This window comes from Pseudomonas sp. 18.1.10, assembly GCF_024655625.1.
Lineage (GTDB): Bacteria > Pseudomonadota > Gammaproteobacteria > Pseudomonadales > Pseudomonadaceae > Aquipseudomonas.
The window spans coordinates 1-17,438 of sequence record NZ_JANLGL010000130.1 but is presented as its reverse complement, the minus strand read 5'-3'; the positions used below and the strand labels follow the sequence as shown (position 1 = coordinate 17,438).

Below are 17,438 nucleotides of genomic sequence, written 5' to 3'. Positions count from 1 at the left end.
GTCACCGAATGTGTTTCTGATACACCGCATTCGCGAGCAAGCCCGCTCCCACATTAGCCCGCACCCACAGTTCGAGCCGGTTGACGATCAGTCACTGGCTCAGCGGAATGACCTTCGCCGGCTCAGTGAGCCGTTGGTGCAGGTTCTGCACCTGGCTCTGCAAGGTGGTGATGTTGCGGGTGGTCTGGATGCGGAACAGATCAAACTCCTTGTTGCTCGGCGCATCGCTGTTGGCCGGCGGGTTGTCCTGGGCACTCTTGAGCACCACCAGGTCCTGCTCCAGACGGGCAATGGCCGCACTGGGGTTGCCTTGTTTCTTCAGCGCGGCCACATCAGCCACCAGTTCCTTGAACTCGGCATCGCGCTTGGCCGCATCACCTTGCGCCGCTTTGAGGGTTGCCACGGCGTCGGTCAGGGCCTGGACCTGGCCTTGCAGCTTGCTGTTGGCACTCGACAGCTCGGCGGTGCTGGCGCTCATTTGTGCCAGGCGCTTGTCCAGCTCGGTGGCCTGGCCGGCCACGCCAACCTGTTGCTTGCCCTGTTCGAGCAACTGGGTTTCCAACTGGCGGATCTGCAACTTCAGCGCTTCGCTGCCGTTGTTCACACTGGCTTCACTGGCGACGACCTTGCCGGAAATATCCTGCAGGCGCCCCGCCGCTTCTTCGCTGATGCGCGCAAAGCTTTCCTGGGTCGCGACCAGTTGCTGGCCCATCAGGGAAATCTGCTGGAAGCTCCACCAGGCCAGGCCGGCAAAGGCGATCAGCAACGCGCCGATCAAGGCCCACAAGGGCCCGGTGCTGGCGCTCTTGACCTTGACCACCGGCGTGTTGCGCGAGCGCACCGACGTGGCGGGGGTAGGTTCGAAATCGTCGTCATCACCCAAATCGGCCCGCAGGCTGGGAACGTTGTCGAAATCATCTTTGGCATCGTTACGCATGAATCAACCCTGAATCGGTGAGGTGGCGAGCGGCGGGAGTATAAACCGCGGTCCTGATGCTCTGATCGACCCGGAACCACGAATTCGGTTCCCGATGTGTTGCCTGTTGTGACCTTACTTCAGCCCCGGGTCCTGGGCCTTCCACCAACTGCAGAACTCGTCGAGGGCGGTCCACAGGCTGACCTTGGGCTCGTAGTCCAGATAATGCCTGGCACGGCTGATATCGAGGGTGAAATCTTTGTTCATCACCTGCATGCCCAGGCGCGACAGCGCCGGCTCCGGGCGCCCTGGCCACATCGCGCAGAACGCTTCGTTGAGCGCCGCCACGCTGTAGGACAAGCCATAGGACCGGTAACGTTTCACCTGCGGCAATTCCATCTGGCGCATCACGTAGTTCACCACATCCCACACCGGCACCGGGGTGCCATTGCTGATGTTGTAGGCCTTGCCCAACGCCGAGCCGGTGGCGAGCAAACTGCTGAGCAACGCTTCGTTGAGGTTGTGCACGCTGGTGAAGTCGACTTTGTTCAAACCGTCGCCCACGATGGCCAGGCGGTTCTTGCGCTGCATTTTCAGCAGGCGCGGGAAGATGCTCATGTCACCGGCGCCGGTGACAAAGCGCGGGCGCAAGGCCAGCACTTCAAGGCCGAACTCCTGGGCGCCGAACACTTTTTGCTCGGCCAGGTATTTGGTCGCCGCATAAGGATGCTTGAAGCGCTTGGGCACTTGCTCTTCGGTCAGGCCCAAATGGTCGCGGCCGTCAAAATAGATCGACGGCGACGACAGGTGGACCAAGCGCCCGACACGCTGTTTAAGGCAGGCCTCGACGACATTCTCGGTCACCAGCACATTGCCTTGATGGAAGTCCTGATATTTGCCCCACAGCCCCACGGCGCCGGCGCAATGCACCACGGCTTCGACGTCGCGGCACAGGTCGCGTACCAGGTCGGCATCATTCAAATCACCCTGGATAAACTCGGCGCCGCGCCTGACCAGGTGTTCCACACCTTCGGCACGCCGCCCGTTGACCCGTACGTCCAGGCCTTGCTCCAGGGCGAAACGCGCAAAGCGCCCGCCAATGAAGCCGCTTGCGCCGGTGACCAGAATTTTCATGTATTACTCCGTGCTCTTTCGTTTTTCATCGCTGTTGCCTTGACGCGCGCCATCACTCCAACGGCACCAACCATTGGCCACACGCCTGGGCCAGATGGTCGGTCAACAAGCCCAACAGTTGCCCGCCACTGCGCCAATGATGCCAGTACAGCGGCACATCGATGGGCTTATCTGGCAACAACTCCACCAATACGCCCCTTTCAAGTTGATCGCGCACCTGCAATTCCGGCACCAGGCCCCAGCCGAGCCCGGCCTCGGTGAGGCGGATAAAGCCTTCGGACGACGGGCACAAATGGTGTTCGAAACCGCCGTCGACGCCGAGGGACGCCAGGTAGCGGTGTTGCAGGAAATCATCCGGGCCAAACACCAACGCCGGCGTGCGCGCCAGTTGATCGGCGCGTACACCCTCGGGAAAGTGCCGGGCGATAAAGGCCGGGCTGGCCAGCGCACGGTAACGCATGGCGCCAAGCAACAAGCTGCGCGCCCCGGCCACCGGGCGTTCGCTGGCGCAGATACACGCCGCCACTTCACCGGCACGCATGCGTTTGAGGCCGACGGTCTGGTCTTCCACCACCAGGTCCAGCAACAGGTGTTGCTCGGCACAAAACACGCTGACCGCCTCGGCCCACCAGGTGGCGAGGCTGTCGGCATTCAGGGCGATGCGCAGGCGCTCGGGCATGCCTTCGGCGTCCAGCGCCGGCACCTGGCTTTGCAGGTCGCGCTCCAGCAGGCGCACTTGCTGCACATGGTTGAGCAGGCGCCGGCCGATGTCGGTGGGCGTCGGCGGCGTGGCGCGCACCAGTACCGGTTGGCCGATGCGCGCCTCCAGCAATTTGATGCGCTGGGAGATCGCCGATTGCGACACCCCGAGCACCTGGGCGCCGCGCTCGAAGCCGGCCTGTTCCACCACCGCTGCCAGGGCGGAAAGCAATTTATAGTCGAACATCAGTTTCTCTAATGAGCGATCAGCAATATTGGTTTTTCTTATACAGCTTAGCCCGTGAGAATGACCAGCATTGCTTCTCTCTATCTTAGGAATCTCACATGGCTGGCGAAACCGCCCTGGCAACCCTGCTGCGCAGCATGAGCCCGCAGCTGAATGACGGCGATTATGTGTTCTGCACCCTGCCCGACCAGCGCATCCCGGCAGGTTGCGAGGTGATCGGCAGCTTTCGCGAGAGCGAAGGCCTGACGGTCATTGTCGAGCGCCAGCAGGCGGAACAGGCCGGCCTGGCCTTCGACTACGTTGCCGCGTGGATCACCCTGAACGTGCATTCGGCCCTGGAGGCCGTGGGCCTCACCGCCGCCTTCGCCAGTGCACTGGGCCAGGCCGGCATCAGTTGCAATGTGATTGCCGGTTATTACCACGACCACCTGTTCGTTGGCCGCGCCGATGCCGAACGCGCGATGCAGGTATTACGGCAACTGGCGGCGGGCGCGGAGTAAATCCTATGTGGCAAAGCTACGTAAATGGCCTGTTGGTGGCCCTCGGTTTAATCATGGCCATCGGCACCCAGAACGCGTTTGTCCTGGCGCAAAGCCTGCGCCGTGAGCATCACTTGCCCGTCGCGGCGCTGTGCGTGGTGTGCGATGCATTGTTGGTGGCCGCCGGGGTATTCGGCCTGGCGACGGTGTTGGCGCAAAACCCGCTGCTGCTGGCGATTGCCCGCTGGGGCGGCGCGGCGTTCCTGTTGTGGTACGGCACCCTGGCGCTGCGCCGGGCGTTTTCCCGGCAGAGCCTGGAGCAAGGCGGCAACCTCAAGACCCGTTCCCTGCGTGCCGTGATGCTCAGCGCGTTGGCGGTGACCCTGCTCAATCCCCACGTCTACCTGGACACGGTGCTGCTGATCGGCTCGCTCGGCGCACAGCAAACCGAACCCGGTGCCTATGTAGCCGGGGCGGCCAGTGCGTCGTTCCTGTGGTTCGCCACCCTGGCCCTCGGCGCGGCATGGCTGGCACCGTGGCTGGCGCGGCCGGCCACCTGGCGCCTGCTGGACCTGTTGGTGGCGGTGATGATGTTCAGCGTGGCCTATCAATTGATCGCCGCCTGACGAATATTCCAAAACGCTCTGGAACCTCTATCCCACACAGTTGTTGCGTGGTTTTGCCGCACCCCCGGTGCTATGATCCTGCCCCTGCGCCGCAAAGAGTACAAACTCCCCGGCGCTTGTTTGGCCGCCCGTGATCGGCCTTGCGCTCACCGCAACTGACCTGATTAGGAGAATCATCATGGCTTTCGAATTGCCGCCGCTGCCCTACGCACACGATGCCCTGCAGCCGCACATTTCCAAGGAAACCTTGGAATTCCACCACGACAAGCACCACAACACCTACGTCGTGAACCTGAACAACCTGGTGCCTGGCACCGAGTTCGAAGGCAAGACCCTGGAAGAGATCGTCAAGTCTTCCTCGGGCGGCATCTTCAACAACGCCGCTCAGGTCTGGAACCACACCTTCTACTGGAACTGCCTGGCGCCAAACGCCGGCGGCCAACCTACCGGCGCGCTGGCTGAAGCCATCAACGCTGCGTTCGGTTCGTTCGACAAGTTCAAGGAAGAGTTCACCAAGACGTCCGTCGGCACCTTCGGTTCCGGTTGGGGCTGGCTGGTGAAAAAGGCTGACGGTTCCCTGGCCCTGGCCAGCACCATCGGCGCCGGCAACCCGCTGACCAATGGCGATACCCCGCTGCTGACCTGCGACGTCTGGGAACACGCTTACTACATCGACTACCGCAACGTGCGTCCAAAGTATGTGGAAGCGTTCTGGAACCTGGTCAACTGGAAGTTCGTGGCTGAGCAGTTCGAAGGCAAGACCTTCACTGCCTAAGCAACGCTTGCAGTACAAAGAGCCCGGCGAATGCCGGGCTTTTTTGTGCCTTACAGAATGTCGCACCTTGCGCAGGAACTTCGCCAATCTCTCCCACCACACATTCAGCGAGAGAGACTTATCCCATATACGTATCGGAGAATTTACGATGACTATAAACGCACTCTCAGCACTCCCTGTCGTCGGCGACCTGTTGAAAGCAGCGCTGCCCGTGGTGGGCGATGTGGTCAAGGCGATCGCGCCGCTGCTGCAACCGTTTGCAGATGCAGCAGCAAAGAAGATAGCGGGTGAAAGCACGGGTTCGCCAACCGAACCCGTGAATTTTGCCAGCCCGCCAGCAGAGGCAAAGCAGGCGATTACCTTCAATCTGTAAACGCCACGTGGCCAGTACACCCGCCTGATGCCTGGGCCGTCCAGGCGTGCGGGTTACGAAGGAAAAGGTGACGCAGATTCAACCCTGCGCCACCTTCCAAGGTCAGCAGCAAGCCTGATCCTTCAATATTTGAATGGCTGCTGTTTCGTCTCACCGCCCACCGCCCCTAAAACACTACCTACTGCTTGTTTCGCAACATCCACCGCCATGCTCGCCGCTTGACCAGCCAGTGGCAGTACAACGGGGGCCAACGCCGCCGCAGCAGCAGCCGCTGCTCCTCCACCTACACCCAATGCCGTCAACATAAGTCAATACTCCGAATTAGAACGAGAGGTGTATTCCTCTCGTCGCCTCAGTGGCAAATCTCACGGAGCTGGTTCCATCTTTCGTAAGTTTGTGTGATTGCCCGAATGTCCCTTTGACTGCCATCACGAGATTGCCAATACTCATGGCATATTGAGGCTACCCGCATGGAACAAGGAATAACCCTTTGAAGCTGGAACTCAAAAACAGCTTGTCGGTGAAGTTGCTACGGGTCGTGCTGTTGTCGGCATTGGTCGTGGGTGTGGCGCTGAGCGTGGCGCAGATCGTTTTTGACGCCTATAAGACGCGCCAGGCCGTGGCCAGCGACGCCCAGCGCATCCTCGATATGTTCCGCGACCCCTCGACCCAGGCCGTCTACAGCCTCGACCGCGAGATGGGTATGCAGGTCATCGAGGGCCTGTTTCAGGACGACGCCGTGCGCATGGCGTCCATCGGCCATCCCAACGAAACCATGCTCGCCGAAAAAAGCCGCGCCTTGCAGCAATCCCCCAGCCGCTGGTTGACCGACCTGATTCTTGGCCAGGAACGCACATTCACCACGGCCTTGGTGGGCAAAGGCCCCTACAGCGAGTATTACGGCGATTTGAGCATCACCCTCGACACCGCCACCTACGGCAAGGGTTTTATTGTCAGCTCGGTGATTATCTTTATATCCGGGGTGCTGCGCGCCCTGGCCATGGGCCTGGTGTTGTACTTGGTCTATCACTGGCTGCTGACCAAGCCGTTGTCACGGATCATCGAGCACTTGACGTCGATCAACCCGGACCGCCCCAGCGAACACAAGATCCCCCAGCTCAAAGGCCATGAGCGCAATGAACTGGGGCTGTGGATCAACACCGCCAACCAGTTGCTCGAATCCATCGAGCGCAACACCCACCTGCGTCACGAGGCCGAGAGCAGCCTGCGGCGCATGGCGCAGTACGACTTCCTGACCGGTTTGCCGAACCGCCAGAAACTGCAGGAGCAACTGGACAAGATCCTCATCGACGCCGGCCGCCGACAACGCCGCGTGGCGGTATTGTGTGTGGGCCTGGACGACTTCAAAAGCGTCAACGAGCAGTTCACCTACCAGGCCGGCGACCAACTGCTGCTGGCCCTGGCCGACCGCCTGCGCGCCCACAGTGGCCGCCTCGGCGCCCTCGCCCGCCTGGGCGGCGACCAGTTCGCCCTGGTGCAAGCCGACATCGACCAGCCCTACGAAGCCGCCGAACTGGCGCAAAGCATCCTCGACGACCTGGAAGCGGAGTTCGCCCTCGACCACGAGCAGATCCGCCTGCGCGCCACCATCGGCATCACCTTGTTCCCGGAAGACGGCGACAGCACCGAGAAGCTGCTGCAAAAAGCCGAGCAGACCATGACCCTGGCCAAGAGCCGCTCGCGCAATCGCTACCAGTTCTATATCGCCAGCGTGGACAGCGAAATGCGCCGCCGCCGCGAACTGGAAAAAGACCTGCGCGACGCCCTGAGCCGCAACCAGTTTCACCTGGTGTACCAACCGCAGATCAGCTACCGCGAGCATCGCGTGGTGGGCGTCGAAGCGCTGATCCGCTGGCAGCACCCGGAGCACGGCCTGGTGCCGCCCGACCTGTTCATCCCGCTGGCCGAACAGAACGGCACCATCATTGCGATTGGCGAATGGGTGTTGGACCAGGCCTGCCGGCAGTTGCGCGAATGGCATGACCAGGGTTTCACCGAGTTGCGCATGGCGGTCAACCTGTCCACCGTGCAGTTGCACCACACCGAGTTGCCACGGGTGGTCAACAACCTGATGCAGATCTACCGCCTGCCGCCGCGCAGCCTGGAGCTGGAAGTCACCGAAACCGGCCTGATGGAAGACATCAGCACCGCCGCGCAACACCTGCTGAGCCTGCGCCGCTCCGGGGCGTTGATCGCCATCGACGACTTCGGCACCGGCTACTCATCCCTCAGCTACCTGAAAAGCCTGCCGCTGGACAAGATCAAGATCGACAAGAGCTTCGTCCAGGACCTGCTGGATGACGACGACGATGCCACCATCGTGCGAGCCATCATCCAGTTGGGCAAAAGCCTGGGCATGCAGGTGATCGCCGAAGGCGTGGAAACCGCCGAGCAGGAGGCGTACATCATCTCCGAGGGCTGCCACGAGGGGCAGGGCTATCACTACAGCAAACCGCTGCCGGCCCGGGAGCTGGCGGCTTTTTTGAAACAGTCCGAGCGCAATAACGCGGCGATTCTCTGATTCAGTAAACCAATACTGAATATTTCCCGCGTTTAAGCCTTTACACAAAATGCAAATCTTTCGCATTATGTCGCAGTTTTGCGCTCCCCCCGCGCGCCCTATCAACAACCGAAGCAGGATGTTCGCCATGATTCGTATGCCCCTGGCCACCGCCAGTCTGCTGGCCATTGCCATTTCTCTCGCCGGTTGCGGCGAAGGTAAAGACAAGGCCGCCGCGCCACAGGCGCCGACCCCGGCTGCCAGCACTACCGCTCCAGCGGCTGCCACCCCTGCCGGCCAGGTTGACGAAGCAGCCGCCAAGGCAGTGGTCGCGCATTACGCTGACATGGTATTCGCGGTCTACAGCGACGCCGAATCCACCGCAAAAACCCTGCAAACCGCAATCGACGCGTTCCTCGCCAAGCCAAACGATGAAACCCTGAAAGCCGCCCGCGCCGCATGGGTTGCCGCCCGCGTGCCGTACCTGCAGAGCGAAGTGTTCCGCTTCGGCAACACCATCATCGACGACTGGGAAGGCCAGGTGAACGCATGGCCACTGGACGAAGGCCTGATCGACTACGTCGACAAGTCCTACGAACACGCCCTGGGCAACCCGGGCGCCACCGCCAACATCATCGCCAACACCGAGATCCAGGTCGGCGAAGACAAAGTCGACGTGAAGGAAATCACCCCGGAAAAACTCGCCAGCCTCAATGAGCTGGGCGGTTCCGAAGCCAACGTCGCCACCGGCTACCACGCCATCGAGTTCCTGCTCTGGGGCCAAGACCTGAACGGCACCGGCCCTGGCGCCGGCAACCGTCCGGCGTCGGACTACCTGACCGGTGACGGCGCCACGGGCGGCCACAACGAGCGTCGCCGCGCTTACCTGAGCGCCGTGACCCAACTGCTGGTGAGCGACCTGGAAGAAATGGTCGGCAACTGGAAGCCAAACGTCGCCGACAACTACCGCGCCACCCTGGAGGCAGAACCGGCCACCGACGGCCTGCGCAAAATGCTGTTCGGCATGGGCAGCCTGTCCCTCGGCGAACTGGCGGGTGAGCGCATGAAGGTTTCCCTGGAAGCCAACTCGCCGGAAGACGAGCAGGACTGCTTCAGCGACAACACCCACAACTCGCACTTCTACGACGCCAAGGGCATCCGCAACGTCTACCTGGGCGAGTACACCCGCACCGACGGCAGCAAGATGACCGGCGCCAGCCTGTCGTCCCTGGTGGCCAAGGCCGACCCGGCTGCCGACAGCGCCTTGAAGGCTGACCTGGCGGCGACCGAAGCGAAGATCCAGGTCATGGTCGATCACGCTGGCAAAGGTGAGCACTACGACCAGCTGATCGCTGCCGGTAACGATGCGGGCAACCAGATCGTACGCGACGCCATCGCCGCCCTGGTCAAGCAGACCGGTTCGATCGAAGCGGCAGCGGGTAAGCTGGGCATCAGCGACCTGAACCCGGATAACGCTGATCACGAGTTCTGATCAGTACCGAGTTGAAAAAAGGCGACCTTCGGGTCGCCTTTTTTATGCCTGGATCAAACACCACAAACCCCATGTGGGAGCGGGCTTGCTCGCGAATGCGGTGGGTCATTCAGCACTTCTGCCACTGACAGTCCGCTTTCGCGAGCAAGCCCGCTCCCACACAAGCCAGCTTCCACAGTTGCTCTGTGTTGCTCCCAGCCCCGGTTTACAAGACCTGCACCGCAGGTAGAATGGCGCCTCTGCCCAATCACCCGAGCTCACTTCATGGCGTTGCCGACCCTACGCATCATCGGTTTCATCATCGGCATCTTCCTGATCACCCTCGCGATCGCCATGGTCGTGCCCATGGCCACCCTGGTGATCTTCGAACGCACCCAAGACCTGCCTTCGTTCCTGTGGGCCAGCATGATTACCTTTCTCGCCGGCCTGGCCCTGGTCATCCCTGGGCGCCCGGAACACGTGCACCTGCGGCCACGGGACATGTACCTGCTGACCGTCACCAGCTGGGTGGTGGTGTGCATCTTTGCCGCACTGCCGTTCCTGCTGACCCAGCACATCAGCTACACCGACTCGTTTTTTGAAAGCATGTCCGGCATCACCGCCACCGGTTCCACGGTATTGAGCGGGCTGGACAGCATGTCCCCGGGCATCCTGATGTGGCGTTCGCTGCTGCACTGGCTGGGGGGCATCGGCTTTATCGGCATGGCGGTGGCGATCCTGCCGCTGCTGCGCATCGGTGGCATGCGCCTGTTCCAGACCGAATCCTCGGACCGCTCGGAAAAGGTCATGCCGCGCTCGCACATGGTGGCGCGACTGATCGTGGCGGCGTACGTGGGCATCACCATCCTCGGCAGCCTGGCGTTCTGGTGGGCCGGGATGGGTTTGTTCGATGCGATCAACCACGCGATGTCGGCGATTTCCACCGGGGGGTTTTCCACCTCCGACGAGTCCCTGGCCCACTGGAAACAACCGGCGGTGCATTGGGTCGCCGTGGTGGTGATGATCCTTGGCAGCTTGCCATTTACCCTGTACGTGGCCACGTTGCGCGGCAACCGCAAGGCATTGGTAAAAGACCAGCAGGTGCAGGGTTTGCTCGGCTTGCTGCTGGTGACCTGGCTGGTGCTCGGCACCTGGTACTGGTGGACCACCGACCTGCATTGGCTGGACGCCCTGCGCCACGTGGCGCTGAACGTGACTTCCGTGGTTACCACCACCGGTTTCGCACTCGGGGACTACAGCCTGTGGGGTAACTTCTCACTGATGCTATTTTTCTACCTGGGCTTTATCGGCGGTTGCTCGGGCTCCACGGCGGGCGGGATCAAGATCTTCCGCTTCCAGGTCGCCTACATCCTGCTCAAGGCCAACTTGAACCAACTGATTCACCCGCGCGCAGTAATCAAACAGAAGTACAACGGCCACCGTCTCGACGAAGAGATCGTGCGGTCGATCCTGACCTTCTCGTTTTTCTTCGCCATCACCATCTGCGCCATCGCCCTGGCCCTGTCGCTGCTCGGCCTGGACTGGATGACCGCGCTGACCGGCGCCGCCAGCACCGTGTCCGGCGTCGGCCCGGGCCTGGGGGAAACCATCGGCCCGGCCGGCAACTTCGCCAGCCTGCCGGATGCGGCCAAGTGGATCCTGTCGCTGGGCATGCTGCTGGGCCGGCTGGAGATCATTACAGTGTTTGTGCTGTGTATTCCGGCGTTCTGGCGCCACTGATCGCCGTCGCTTCCAGCAACCGCGCCCGGTATTCGCCGGGCGTGGCATCGAACCAGCGGCGAAATGCGCGGAAGAAGTTGCTCGGGTCGGCAAACCCCAACAGGTAGGCAATTTCCAGCAACGTCATGCTCGGCTGCGCCAGGTATTGCTCGGCCAGTTCGCGACGGGTGTCGTCGAGCAAGGTCTGGAAACTGGTGCCCTCCTCCTGCAAACGCCGCTGCAAGGTGCGCTGGGACAGGTGCAGGGTCTGGGCCACCACCTCACGCTTGGGCTCGCCCTGGGGCAGCAGGCGGCACAGCACCTGGCGCGCCTTGTGGGTCACGCGGCTTTCCGAAAAGCGTGCCAGGTATTCGCCGGCAAACCGATCATGCAGCAACGCCATGGCCTCGTTGGCGGTGGGCAGCGGCGCGTCCATATCCGCCCGCTCGAAAATCAGCGCGTCATACGGCGCGTTGAACTCCAGGGGGGCATGGAACGCCTGTTTATAGGGCACCAGGTCTTCAGGCTGATCGCCTTGCAACAGTACCTTGCGCGGCTGCAGCGTGCGCCCGGTCAACCAGCCGCACAGGGCCAGGGCGCTGGCCAGCGAGGCCTCAGCGCTTTGCCGGGTCGGTGGGAGATGATCGCCATGCACCGTCAGAATCAGCGCATAGCCTTCGGCTAACAGGCGGAAACTCAGGTCGGCACTTTCAGCGATGATCCGCTGGTAACGCACCAGGCGCATAAAGCCTTCGGCCAGCGTGTTGCTGGACATCAGCGCATACCCCGCCACATGAAACGACGCGGGGCGCACCACTTTGCCCATGTTCAAGCCAATCGCCGGGTTGCCCGACAGCTCCACCGCCCGCTGCCACAGGCGGGTCATGGAGTCTTGCGGGAACCGCGCATCGGGATCGCTCAGGGCGCTGTAGTCCAGGCCCAGCTGCTTGAACAAGGCTCGGCAATCCAGGCCGTCCATCTCCAATGCCTTGACTATCCCCATCGCCCAGCTTGCAGAAGTTGTTCGTTCGCTCATGGCGTCTTCTTAATAAAGCAGGCTTCAAACGGCAGCCAGGAAAGCCAAGGATACTAAAGTGGCATCTATTGTCACTGGCTGTTACCACTGATCACTCTAGACTCAAATAAGCTCCCCGCCGAACATCTGTTGGGCGGCACAACAATCAAAGGGCCGGCCACCGTGGAAAACGTCAAGCAATTCAATAGCTTCGCTGAGTTCTACCCCTATTACCTGAAAGAGCACGGCAACAGCACTTGCCGCCGCCTGCACTTTATCGGCACGACCCTGGTGATCGGCATCCTGGCCTATGCCATCGGCCGGGGTTCCCTGGGCTTGCTTTTGGCCATACCAATCGCCGGCTACAGCTTTGCCTGGATCGGCCACTTCTTCTTCGAAAAGAACCGTCCGGCGACGTTCAAGCACCCGTTCTACAGCTTATTGGGGGACTTCGTGATGTATCGCGACATGATCCTCGGCAAGGTGCCGTTCTAGCCCTGTGACCTCATGTCACTTGCGTTAAATAATGAAAGTTCCGACATCCGCCGACATAAAATTCTTTTTGTCATTTGCAGTGCTGTATCCTGCCAAGGCTTTTTGAGAGCGCGGAATCACCTGCGATTGAAAAAAACAGACCTTGCGAGGAGCGACGACGATGCACGAGATACCTAATCTCCCCTTCCCAAGCCTGCACGAAACTGAGCAGCCAACACCGCAGCAGGCCAGCGACAAGCAGCCTGAGGCCAAAGAAGCCAAACCAGTCGACGGCGAAAGCCTGGACTGACGCCGTACCAGACCGTGTGGAAAGCGCAGCTTTGAGCGCTTTCCACACTGCCTGAATAGACCTGGATACCCCCATGACCAACACCCCAGACACCGCCGTGCTCGACGCTGCCATGCAGATGGTCGACGTATGGAACCGCCTCAGCGCGGACAAACAAGCCGTGCTGCTCAAGCGCTTCGGCACCCCGGAAAACGCCTTGGCCGCCCTGGTCACCACCCAACTGCTCGCCCCCTCCCAACCCTGACGTCTTTTTGATCCGACGTTTTTGCGATTTACCGCCCTGCACGCGCCCAACCACCGGTATCATTAGCAGCCTATCTTTACCTGCTGCGACTGTGGACCTCTCCCATGCCAGATACCCAGCGCCCCATGGCGGTCACGCTGCAAGTTGTTTCCATCGTGTTGTTCACCTTTATCGGCTACCTGAATATCGGCATCCCCCTCGCCGTATTGCCGGGCTATGTCCACAGTACGCTGGGCTACGGCGCCGTGATCGCCGGGTTGGTAATCAGCGTGCAATACCTGGCCACCCTGCTGAGCCGCCCGTACGCCGGCAAAATCATCGACAACCTGGGCAGCAAGCGCGCTGTGCTGATCGGCTTGGCGGGCTGCGGCTTGAGCGGTGTGTTCATGCTGCTGGCGGCATGGTTTGCCAGCCTGCCGGCCGTCAGCCTCGGTAGCCTGCTGATTGGCCGCCTGGTCTTGGGCAGCGCAGAGAGCCTGGTCGGCTCGGGCGCCATCGGCTGGGGCATCGGCCGCGTCGGCGCGGCCAACACGGCCAAGGTCATTTCCTGGAACGGCATCGCCAGCTACGGCGCCCTGGCCGTCGGCGCGCCGCTGGGGGTGCTGCTGGTCAGCCATCTCGGCCTGTGGAGCATGGGCGTCAGCATCATCCTGCTGGCGATCATCGGCCTGCTGCTGGCCTGGAAGAAGGAGCCCGCGCCCATCGTCGCCGGCGTGCGCCTGCCCTTCATGAATGTGCTGGGCCGCGTATTGCCCCACGGTTGCGCCTTGGCGCTGGGCTCCATCGGCTTCGGCACCATCGCCACCTTTATCACCCTGTATTACACCACCCAGCACTGGGATAACGCCGTGTGGGCCCTGAGCCTGTTCGGCGCCAGTTTTATCGGCGCACGCCTGCTGTTTGGCAACCTGATAAACCGGATCGGCGGCTTTCGCGTGGCGATTGCCTGCCTGTCCGTGGAAATCCTCGGCCTGCTGTTGTTGTGGCTGGCGCCGGACGCCAACCTGGCATTGGCCGGCGCGGCGTTGAGCGGGTTTGGCTTTTCCCTGGTGTTTCCTGCGCTGGGCGTCGAAGCGGTCAACCTGGTGCCGGCGTCCAGCCGCGGCTCGGCGGTGGGGGCCTACTCGCTGTTCATCGACTTGTCGCTGGGGATTACCGGTCCGTTGGCCGGCGCGGTTGCGGCAGGGTTCGGCTTTGCGTCGATCTTCCTCTTCGCCGCCCTCGCCGCCCTCGGTGGCTTGCTGCTGAGCGTCTACCTGTACCGGCAAGCGCCCAAGGCCCGCGAGGCACGCGGCGACTAAAAGTCGACCTTGCCGCGCCCGGCCTTGATGCTGCCGCGCTTGGTCTTGGATTCCAGCCGGCGTTTTTTCGAGCCCAGGGTGGGCTTGGTCGGGCGGCGCTTCTTCTCGACCTTGGTGGCACTGAGGATCAGCTCCACCAGGCGCTCCAGCGCATCCGCGCGATTCTGCTCCTGGGTCCGGTATTGCTGAGCTTTCAACACCAGCACACCTTCGCTGGTGATGCGACTGTCGCGCAGCGCCAGCAGCCGCTCCTTGTAGAACTCCGGCAACGACGACGCCGGAATATCAAAACGCAGGTGCACCGCGCTCGACACCTTGTTGACGTTCTGCCCACCGGCGCCCTGGGCGCGAATCGCGGTCAGCTCGATCTCGGCATCCGGCAGCTGCACATTGTTGGAAATCACCAGCATCAATCAAAAACCCTAGGCAACGGACAAGCCCAATTCGGACAACAACATCGACGCCTGGGCTTTGGAAATCACGGCGCCTTTGAACAGTTTCGCATCATTGAGGCGAAACCCGCTCAAATCCGCGCCCCGCAGGTCGGCACCGGCAAAGTTGGCGCCGTTGATACGCGCGTGAGCGAGGCTGCAGTCGATCAATTCGGCCTTGCGAAAGTCGGCATCCGACAAATCGCTGTCGGAGAAATCCAGGTTATTCAGCACCGTGCGGGCAAACGACAACCCAGACAGGAACGCGCTGTTGAGCCGGGTCTCGCTGAAACTCAGGCCCAGCGACGCGCAATGGGTGAAGTTGGCACCGGTCAACTTGCAGTGCTCGAAACTCGCCTGGGGCAACTTGCTGCGCTGCCAGCGGGTGTTGTTCAGGTCGCAGCTGTGGAACTGCGCTTCCAGCAGGTTCGCCGCTTCGAAGATCGCGAGGCTGGCGCGGCAGCTTTTCCAGTGGGTGCCTTCCAGGCGGGCGCCGAGGAACGAGGTCTGGATAAGAATGCAGCGTTCGAAGATCCAGTGATCGAACACCATGCGCGACAGGTCGGCACCGCTCAGGTCCACGCCGATCAAGCGCAAAGGGCCGCTGTGCTGGTCGATCAGGTCTTCCAGATCAGCGCGTTGCAGGGTGCCGCCGTCGATGTCGGTGGGGTGCATGGAGCCTCCGGGCCTGTATCAAATTAAAACAAGGCGCGAGTCTAACCCGTCAACGCCAACAAAAAACCCGGCAAAGCGCCGGGTTTTCTGTTTACGCGAAAACGCTTACTCCAGAACCGTCCCCGCTGTGCTCAGGGCTGCCTGCGCCTTGCGCTTGTTCTTGATCCAGTAACACACCGCCATAAACGCCACCCACACCGGGATCGCGTACACCGACACCTGGATCCCCGGGATCATCAGCATGACCACCAGGATAAACGCCACGAACGCCAGGCAAACGTAGTTGCCGTACGGGTACCACAACGCCTTGAACAGCGGCACCTGGCCGGTGCGGTTCATGTGCTGGCGGAACTTGAAGTGGGAGAAACTGATCATTGCCCAGTTGATGACCAGCGTGGCCACCACCAGGGACATCAGCAGTTCCAGCGCGTGTTGCGGGATCAGGTAGTTCATCAACACCGCCACCAGGGTGACCGCCGCCGAAGCGAGGATCGAGCGCACCGGCACGCCGCGTTTGTCGATCTTCGCCAGCGCCTTGGGCGCATCGCCCTGCTCAGCCATGCCCAACAGCATGCGGCTGTTGCAGTAGGTGCCGCTGTTGTACACCGACAGCGCCGCCGTCAGTACCACGAAGTTGAGGATGTGCGCGGCGGTGTTGCTGCCCAGCATCGAGAACACCTGCACGAACGGGCTGCCGCTGTAGGCATCGCCGGAGGCGTTGAGGGTGGTCAGCAGCGCGTCCCACGGGGTCAGCGACAGCAGCACCACCAGCGCACCGATGTAGAAGATCAGGATGCGGTAGATCACCTGGTTGATCGCTTTCGGGATCACCGTGCGTGGCTGGTCAGCCTCGGCCGCCGTGAAACCGAGCATTTCCAGGCCGCCAAAGGAGAACATGATGATCGCCATGGCCATCACCAGGCCGCCCACGCCATGGGGGAAGAAGCCACCGTGTTCCCACAGGTTGCTCACCGAGGCTTGCGGGCCGCCGCTGCCGCTGACCAGCAAATAGCTGCCCAGGGCGATCATGCCGACGATAGCCACCACCTTGATGATGGCAAACCAGAACTCGGCCTCACCGAAGACTTTGACGTTGGCCAGGTTGATCACGTTGATTAGCACGAAGAACGCCGCCGCCGAGACCCAGGTCGGGATCTCCGGCCACCAGTAGTGCACATATTTGCCGACAGCCGTCAGCTCCGACATGCCCACCAGAATGTACAGGATCCAGCAGTTCCAACCCGACAGGAAGCCGGCGAAACCGCCCCAATACTTGTGGGCAAAGTGGCTGAAGGAACCGGCCACCGGCTCTTCGACGATCATCTCGCCGAGTTGGCGCATAATCATGAAGGCGATAAAGCCGCAGATGGCATAGCCCAGGATCATCGACGGACCGGCGGATTTGAGCACCCCGGCCGAACCGAGGAACAGGCCGGTACCGATGGCGCCACCGAGGGCGATCAACTGGATATGACGATTTTTCAGGCCGCGTTTCAGCTCGCCTGAAGAGGAATGGGGTCCACTCATGAAAAGGGTCTCACGCAAGGTTTGATGATGTTGAATGCACGTCGCTCGCTCGAATCTCGACTCAAGCAGCGCCGCTCAAACCCCAGCGCAGGCACCAGGAGTACAGCGTGTTTATATCGGTCATGCGTCACCTGTTTGTTTTTATCTGTGACGAAATCGAACCCGTCCGGCTCGTGGCCAGGCGGAGTGATCAGGGTAGGCAAACCCTGGGTCTTGGCCTTTTGCGTGGGTACGCAAGGGGGGTCACAGTAAAACGCGGCGGATTGTACACGCAGACAAGCTTTAGGCCGAGCCTTGTCGTCGAGGATCAGAACTGTCAGGTAATCCTTACAGCACCACCATCCCTAATAAACACAGGGCAAATCCGTAAATTATTCGTTACAGGACGGAATACAGACGTTACAGACACTGGAGATGACCTGTGGGAGCGGGCTTGTGTGGGAGCGGGCTTGCTCGCGAAGGCGGTGTGTCAGCCAATACATCGTTAACTGGTCCACCGCT

Annotated in this window: 18 protein-coding genes; 11 read left to right on the top strand and 7 right to left on the bottom strand. The window is 61.4% G+C overall.

Translation table 11 applies throughout. The features are described from left to right. Positions 1–91: 91 nt before the first annotated feature. The 3 genes from NUV89_RS20080 to NUV89_RS20070 all read right to left on the bottom strand — a co-directional run bounded on the left by NUV89_RS20080 (position 92) and on the right by NUV89_RS20070 (position 2,996). The gene (locus tag NUV89_RS20080) at positions 92–937 is read right to left on the bottom strand and encodes an ATPase (RefSeq protein ID WP_257782676.1); all 846 of its coding nucleotides are present in this window, start codon (positions 935–937) and stop codon (positions 92–94) included. A 114-nt stretch (positions 938–1,051) separates the two neighbouring features. Beyond that, entirely contained in the window at positions 1,052–2,050 is a 999-nt protein-coding gene (locus NUV89_RS20075; RefSeq protein ID WP_017737965.1) for an NAD(P)-dependent oxidoreductase, read from the bottom strand. Between the two features lie 52 nt (positions 2,051–2,102). Then, a complete protein-coding gene (locus NUV89_RS20070; protein WP_257782675.1) occupies positions 2,103–2,996 on the bottom strand; it encodes a LysR family transcriptional regulator ArgP in 894 nt (297 codons plus the stop codon). 98 nt (positions 2,997–3,094) lie between these two features. On the opposite strand from NUV89_RS20070, the gene NUV89_RS20065 reads away from it, so the two are divergent. From NUV89_RS20065 to NUV89_RS20035, 7 genes are all read left to right on the top strand, one after another. Beyond that, complete coding sequence (locus NUV89_RS20065; RefSeq protein ID WP_257782674.1) at positions 3,095–3,496, top strand: ACT domain-containing protein; 402 nt, start codon at positions 3,095–3,097, stop codon at positions 3,494–3,496. 5 nt (positions 3,497–3,501) lie between these two features. Beyond that, positions 3,502–4,101, top strand: coding sequence for a LysE/ArgO family amino acid transporter (locus tag NUV89_RS20060; RefSeq protein WP_017737968.1), 600 nt, complete (start codon positions 3,502–3,504; stop codon positions 4,099–4,101). Between the two features lie 178 nt (positions 4,102–4,279). Beyond that, positions 4,280–4,876, top strand: a complete 597-nt coding sequence (locus NUV89_RS20055; RefSeq protein ID WP_016975406.1) for a superoxide dismutase — start codon at positions 4,280–4,282, stop codon at positions 4,874–4,876. A gap of 148 nt (positions 4,877–5,024) precedes the next feature. Next, complete coding sequence (locus NUV89_RS20050) at positions 5,025–5,249, top strand: hypothetical protein (RefSeq protein WP_257782673.1); 225 nt, start codon at positions 5,025–5,027, stop codon at positions 5,247–5,249. A 490-nt stretch (positions 5,250–5,739) separates the two neighbouring features. After that, entirely contained in the window at positions 5,740–7,791 is a 2,052-nt protein-coding gene (locus NUV89_RS20045; RefSeq protein ID WP_124524892.1) for a bifunctional diguanylate cyclase/phosphodiesterase, read from the top strand. A 127-nt stretch (positions 7,792–7,918) separates the two neighbouring features. Beyond that, positions 7,919–9,262: an imelysin family protein gene (locus tag NUV89_RS20040; RefSeq protein ID WP_257782672.1), complete on the top strand. Its 1,344-nt coding sequence runs from the start codon at positions 7,919–7,921 to the stop codon at positions 9,260–9,262. Between the two features lie 264 nt (positions 9,263–9,526). Further along, complete coding sequence (locus NUV89_RS20035) at positions 9,527–10,981, top strand: TrkH family potassium uptake protein (RefSeq protein WP_257782671.1); 1,455 nt, start codon at positions 9,527–9,529, stop codon at positions 10,979–10,981. Here NUV89_RS20035 and NUV89_RS20030 read toward each other — a convergent pair. After that, the gene (locus NUV89_RS20030) at positions 10,938–11,996 is read right to left on the bottom strand and encodes an AraC family transcriptional regulator (RefSeq protein ID WP_257782670.1); all 1,059 of its coding nucleotides are present in this window, start codon (positions 11,994–11,996) and stop codon (positions 10,938–10,940) included. The genes NUV89_RS20035 and NUV89_RS20030 overlap by 44 nt on opposite strands. 162 nt (positions 11,997–12,158) lie before the next feature. Here NUV89_RS20030 and NUV89_RS20025 point away from each other — a divergent pair, with 162 nt between their 5' ends. The 4 genes from NUV89_RS20025 to NUV89_RS20010 all read left to right on the top strand — a co-directional run bounded on the left by NUV89_RS20025 (position 12,159) and on the right by NUV89_RS20010 (position 14,304). Continuing rightward, positions 12,159–12,470: a DUF962 domain-containing protein gene (locus NUV89_RS20025; protein ID WP_257782669.1), complete on the top strand. Its 312-nt coding sequence runs from the start codon at positions 12,159–12,161 to the stop codon at positions 12,468–12,470. 160 nt (positions 12,471–12,630) lie between these two features. Further along, a complete protein-coding gene (locus NUV89_RS20020) occupies positions 12,631–12,759 on the top strand; it encodes a hypothetical protein (protein ID WP_257782668.1) in 129 nt (42 codons plus the stop codon). A 73-nt stretch (positions 12,760–12,832) separates the two neighbouring features. Next, positions 12,833–13,003, top strand: coding sequence for a hypothetical protein (locus NUV89_RS20015; RefSeq protein WP_257782667.1), 171 nt, complete (start codon positions 12,833–12,835; stop codon positions 13,001–13,003). 104 nt (positions 13,004–13,107) lie between these two features. Beyond that, positions 13,108–14,304, top strand: coding sequence for an MFS transporter (locus NUV89_RS20010; protein ID WP_207040695.1), 1,197 nt, complete (start codon positions 13,108–13,110; stop codon positions 14,302–14,304). On the opposite strand, the gene arfB is transcribed toward NUV89_RS20010, so the two are convergent. The 3 genes from arfB to NUV89_RS19995 form a co-directional block, all read right to left on the bottom strand. After that, a complete protein-coding gene (arfB, locus tag NUV89_RS20005; protein WP_017737978.1) occupies positions 14,301–14,714 on the bottom strand; it encodes an alternative ribosome rescue aminoacyl-tRNA hydrolase ArfB in 414 nt (137 codons plus the stop codon). The two genes, NUV89_RS20010 and arfB, sit on opposite strands and share 4 nt — an antisense overlap. Positions 14,715–14,726: 12 nt before the next feature. Beyond that, positions 14,727–15,410 (bottom strand): pentapeptide repeat-containing protein, encoded by a 684-nt coding sequence (locus NUV89_RS20000; protein WP_257782666.1) that lies wholly within the window; start codon positions 15,408–15,410, stop codon positions 14,727–14,729. A 105-nt stretch (positions 15,411–15,515) separates the two neighbouring features. Beyond that, positions 15,516–16,937 carry an amino acid permease gene (locus tag NUV89_RS19995; RefSeq protein ID WP_257782665.1) on the bottom strand — a complete coding sequence of 474 codons (1,422 nt, stop codon included), beginning with the start codon at positions 16,935–16,937 and terminating at the stop codon, positions 15,516–15,518. Positions 16,938–17,438: the final 501 nt, after the last annotated feature.

Bases quoted from the DNA above. Each gene is read 5' to 3' on its own strand.
- NUV89_RS20080 (WP_257782676.1), bottom strand. From the start codon at position 937: ATGCGTAACGATGCCAAAGATGATTTCGACAACGTTCCCAGCCTGCGG.
- NUV89_RS20075 (WP_017737965.1), bottom strand. From the start codon at position 2,050: ATGAAAATTCTGGTCACCGGCGCAAGCGGCTTCATTGGCGGGCGCTTT.
- NUV89_RS20070 (WP_257782675.1), bottom strand. From the start codon at position 2,996: ATGTTCGACTATAAATTGCTTTCCGCCCTGGCAGCGGTGGTGGAACAG.
- NUV89_RS20065 (WP_257782674.1), top strand. From the start codon at position 3,095: ATGGCTGGCGAAACCGCCCTGGCAACCCTGCTGCGCAGCATGAGCCCG.
- NUV89_RS20060 (WP_017737968.1), top strand. From the start codon at position 3,502: ATGTGGCAAAGCTACGTAAATGGCCTGTTGGTGGCCCTCGGTTTAATC.
- NUV89_RS20055 (WP_016975406.1), top strand. From the start codon at position 4,280: ATGGCTTTCGAATTGCCGCCGCTGCCCTACGCACACGATGCCCTGCAG.
- NUV89_RS20050 (WP_257782673.1), top strand. From the start codon at position 5,025: ATGACTATAAACGCACTCTCAGCACTCCCTGTCGTCGGCGACCTGTTG.
- NUV89_RS20040 (WP_257782672.1), top strand. From the start codon at position 7,919: ATGATTCGTATGCCCCTGGCCACCGCCAGTCTGCTGGCCATTGCCATT.
- NUV89_RS20035 (WP_257782671.1), top strand. From the start codon at position 9,527: ATGGCGTTGCCGACCCTACGCATCATCGGTTTCATCATCGGCATCTTC.
- NUV89_RS20030 (WP_257782670.1), bottom strand. From the start codon at position 11,996: ATGAGCGAACGAACAACTTCTGCAAGCTGGGCGATGGGGATAGTCAAG.
- NUV89_RS20020 (WP_257782668.1), top strand. From the start codon at position 12,631: ATGCACGAGATACCTAATCTCCCCTTCCCAAGCCTGCACGAAACTGAG.
- NUV89_RS20015 (WP_257782667.1), top strand. From the start codon at position 12,833: ATGACCAACACCCCAGACACCGCCGTGCTCGACGCTGCCATGCAGATG.
- NUV89_RS20010 (WP_207040695.1), top strand. From the start codon at position 13,108: ATGCCAGATACCCAGCGCCCCATGGCGGTCACGCTGCAAGTTGTTTCC.
- arfB (WP_017737978.1), bottom strand. From the start codon at position 14,714: ATGCTGGTGATTTCCAACAATGTGCAGCTGCCGGATGCCGAGATCGAG.
- NUV89_RS20000 (WP_257782666.1), bottom strand. From the start codon at position 15,410: ATGCACCCCACCGACATCGACGGCGGCACCCTGCAACGCGCTGATCTG.
- NUV89_RS19995 (WP_257782665.1), bottom strand. From the start codon at position 16,937: ATGAGTGGACCCCATTCCTCTTCAGGCGAGCTGAAACGCGGCCTGAAA.